Source organism: Methylocystis suflitae (assembly GCF_024448135.1).
In the GTDB taxonomy this organism is placed as follows: Bacteria; Pseudomonadota; Alphaproteobacteria; order Rhizobiales; family Beijerinckiaceae; genus Methylocystis; species Methylocystis suflitae.
The window spans coordinates 1-3,297 of sequence record NZ_JAMRYX010000132.1; the positions used below are offsets into that span (position 1 = coordinate 1).

Annotated in this window: 4 protein-coding genes and 1 pseudogene; 3 read left to right on the plus strand and 2 right to left on the minus strand. The window is 64.3% G+C overall.

What is annotated here, in order from left to right; translation table 11 throughout:
* Both NEI07_RS10225 and NEI07_RS10230 read left to right on the plus strand, forming a co-directional pair.
* Window positions 1-261 (plus strand): annotated as a pseudogene (locus NEI07_RS10225) (hypothetical protein); the annotation flags it as partial.
* Window positions 262-382: 121 nt separating this feature from the next.
* Window positions 383-778, plus strand: a complete 396-nt coding sequence (locus NEI07_RS10230; protein WP_256034373.1) for a DUF3126 family protein — start codon at window positions 383-385, stop codon at window positions 776-778.
* Between the two features lie 75 nt (window positions 779-853).
* On the opposite strand, the gene NEI07_RS10235 is transcribed toward NEI07_RS10230, so the two are convergent.
* Window positions 854-2,230, minus strand: coding sequence for an ATP-binding protein (locus tag NEI07_RS10235; RefSeq protein WP_256034374.1), 1,377 nt, complete (start codon window positions 2,228-2,230; stop codon window positions 854-856).
* Window positions 2,231-2,234: 4 nt separating this feature from the next.
* Window positions 2,235-2,918: a response regulator transcription factor gene (locus tag NEI07_RS10240; protein WP_196393993.1), complete on the minus strand. Its 684-nt coding sequence runs from the start codon at window positions 2,916-2,918 to the stop codon at window positions 2,235-2,237.
* 118 nt (window positions 2,919-3,036) lie between these two features.
* Between NEI07_RS10240 and NEI07_RS10245 the strand changes: the two genes are divergently transcribed.
* A partial coding sequence (locus NEI07_RS10245) for a hypothetical protein (protein ID WP_256034376.1) occupies window positions 3,037-3,297 on the plus strand: 261 nt, incomplete at its 3' end.

Below are 3,297 nucleotides of genomic sequence, written 5' to 3' on the forward strand. Positions count from 1 at the left end.
GCAGAGTCGAAGCCCACGCCGCCGCCGGCCACTGAAGCGAAGCCCGCCGCGCCGCCGCCCGCCGCTCCGCCCGCGGCGACTGAAGCGACCCCGAGCCCCAAACCCGCGACGGACGCGAAAACCGCGACGCGCGAGCGCCAGAAAAAATGCGCGGCCGAATGGAACGAGAAGAAAGCCGAGCTCAAAAAGTCAGACAAAAAAATCACCTGGCCGAAATATTGGAGCGAGTGCAACAAGAAGCTGAAAGCCGCGGGCGAATAACGCTCTTCGCGCTTTTTGACGTCGCCCGGCGGCTTTCCGCCGGGCGTTTTTCATGCGCTCTTGCTCGGCGAAAGGCGTCGTGGCAGAGGAATGAAGCTGATCGCTGAACGGGAGCGGGCGTTTGGATAAGACCGAATTGCGAAAACTGCAGGCGTTCCTGCGCCGTTCGCTCGGCAACGACGGCGTTCGCGTCACAGCGGATCCGAAGGATCCGGACGACGCCGCCGTGCATCTTGGCGAGCGAAGGATCGCTTCGATCTCGGTCGATGACGAAGACGGCGATCGCTCCTTCGCCTTCGAGATGAAAATTCCCGTCGGACGCGAAGTGCTGCAGTCCTATTTGCGCAAGCTGTTCGAAAACGATCGCCTGTCGATCGTGGCGCGCGGACGCAAAACGGATTCCGTCGAACTCAACGCTGACGGCGAATTTCTCGGCGTGATCTCCGCTGACGATCCGAAGCTGTCGAGCTTCACGCTGCAGGTCGCCATTCTCGATTTCGATCTCGAAGACGAGTGACGCGCTGCACGAAATCGGCGCGGCGGTTCGATCGCTGATCCGTTCCCGGGCTTGCTGGCGCTGGCCCCACGCGCCTCAAAACCCCGGCAGTCGAAGCTCTGCGCGCAAACCGCCGCTGGGGCTGTCGTCGAGCTGCAACGAGCCGCCATAGGCGGCGGCGAGATCGACGACGATCGACAGGCCGAGACCTGATCCGGGCTTGGTTTCGTCGAGACGCCGCCCGCGCTGCGTCGCCGCGGCGCGCAGATGCGTCGCAAGTCCCGGCCCGTCGTCGTCGATGGTGACGCGCAGCGTCGGCCGCGACGCGCCTTCGACGCAGACGTCGATCGTCACCCGGCTCTTCGCCCATTTGCCGGCGTTGTCGAGCAGATTGCCGATCATTTCTTCGAGGTCCTGGCGCTCGCCAAGAAAGCGCAGACGCGGATCGGCGCCGCCAGAAAAAATCACGCCCTTGTCGCCATAGATCTTGCTGAAGGCGCGCAGCAAGGCCTCGATCGACGGCGCGATCTGCGTCGCGGCGCCAAGCGCGCCGCCGCGCGCCGCCGCCCGCGCCCGATCGAGATAGAAGGAGATCTGATCGCGCATGATCTGCGCCTGTTCTTGAACTTTCCCGGCGAGTTGCCCTGGCGCGGAATCGGCTTCATTGACGATGACGGAGAGCGGCGTTTTCAGCGCGTGGGCGAGATTGCCGACCTGCGTGCGCGCGCGTTCGAGAATGTCGCGATTGGCGCTGATCAGCAGATTGAGCTCTTCGGCGAGCGGCGCGACTTCGCTCGGGTAGGCGTCCATGATCCGCTCGCGTTCGCCGCCGCGGATCGACGCCAGTTCGCGCTGCAATTGCCTCAACGGCCGCAAGCCGAAGCGGACCTGGAAGGCGGCGCCGATGGCGAGCGCAATCGCGAGCGCCGCGAAAGCGACGATCAGCGCGAATCGAAATCGGGCGATTTGCTCTTCCATCTCTTCGCCGCTGCCTGCGACCTGCACGAGATAGATGCCGACGTCGCCGACGTCGATAACGCGCTCGACGATGCGTAGCTGGCGCCCATCCGGGCCAGGTCCGTAACCGCGGCGAAAGCCGCCGACCTCCGCTGCGACGCCAAGATCTGAGAGCTTGGGCAGCGTGTTGGCGAAGAGCGAGCGCGACGCCTTGATGTCATGCGACTTGTCGTCGAGACGCGTGATCTGCCAATACCAGCCCGAGCCCGGCAACTCAAACTGCGGGTCGCCGAGCTGGCCGGGGCCGGTGCGTCCCTCCTGTCCCGACTCTGACACGTCGGCGACGATGGCGCGCAGGTAAACGTCGAGACGACGTTCGAAAACCTCTTCAGCTTCGTTTCGGTAGTAGGCGGTAAGAAGAATGCTGGCGACGATCAGCACGACCGAACTCATCGCCGCCGCCGTCAGGAACAGACGCGCGGCGATGGAGCGAAGGGAGACGAAGGAAAGGGGCATGCGCCTAGCGTTTATAGCCGGCGTCCTTTGCCGGCGCGGCCGCCATGTAGCCCAGCCCGCGCACGGTCTGGATCAGATCGACGCCAAGCTTTTTGCGCAGCCTGCCGACGAAGACTTCGATCGTGTTCGAGTCGCGGTCAAAGTCCTGATCGTATAAATGCTCGATGATTTCGCTGCGGGATACGACGCGTCCGCTGTGATGCATCAGATAGGCGAGCAGGCGGTATTCGTGCGAAGTGAGCTTCACGGGCGCGCCGTCCACGACGACGCGGCCGGCTTTGGTGTCGAGTCGCACCGCGCCGCAGACGATTTCATTCGTCGCATGGCCCGTGGCGCGGCGCAGCAGGGCGCGGATGCGCGCCAGCACCTCCTCCATGTGGAATGGTTTTGAAACATAATCGTCGGCGCCGGCGTCGAAGCCTTGCACCTTGTCGCTCCAGCGGTCGCGCGCGGTGAGGATCAGCACCGGCATGTCGCGTCCCGCCGCACGCCATTCTTCGAGAATGGTCACGCCGTCCTTCTTCGGCAGACCGATGTCGAGGACGACGGCGTCGTAGGGCTCCGTTTCGCCGAGATGGCAACCTTCCTCGCCATCGAAGGCGCGGTCCACCGCATAGCCCGACTGCTCGAGCGCACGAACGATCTGGCGGTTCAAATCCTTGTCGTCTTCAACGACGAGCAGCCGCAATGTGTCCTCCCGCGTGCGAGACTCAATCGCCCATAGAGCCCGCGCCCATAGAGCCCGCGCCCATAGAGCCCGCGCCCATAGAGCCCGCACCTATAGAGTCAGCGCCTATAGAGCTAGAATGAGGCCGGCCGCTGAACGCGTCGACAAGAATCTTGACGATGTGGCCGTCCCGGCGCAGCAGGCTGATCTCGTAGATAAGTCCTTCGCCCAATTGGCACAGCCGCGCGCCGAGCGGCTCGGCCTGCAGCCGGAGGGCGACATCCCGCATGCACCGGAAAGGATCGGCGAGCTTCTGCGCTTCCATTTTGCTGCGCGCCTGCGCCATCGTGAAACATTGCAGCCGCGCGGGAGCCTCTTCGGCGCGGCTGGCGGTGGCGCG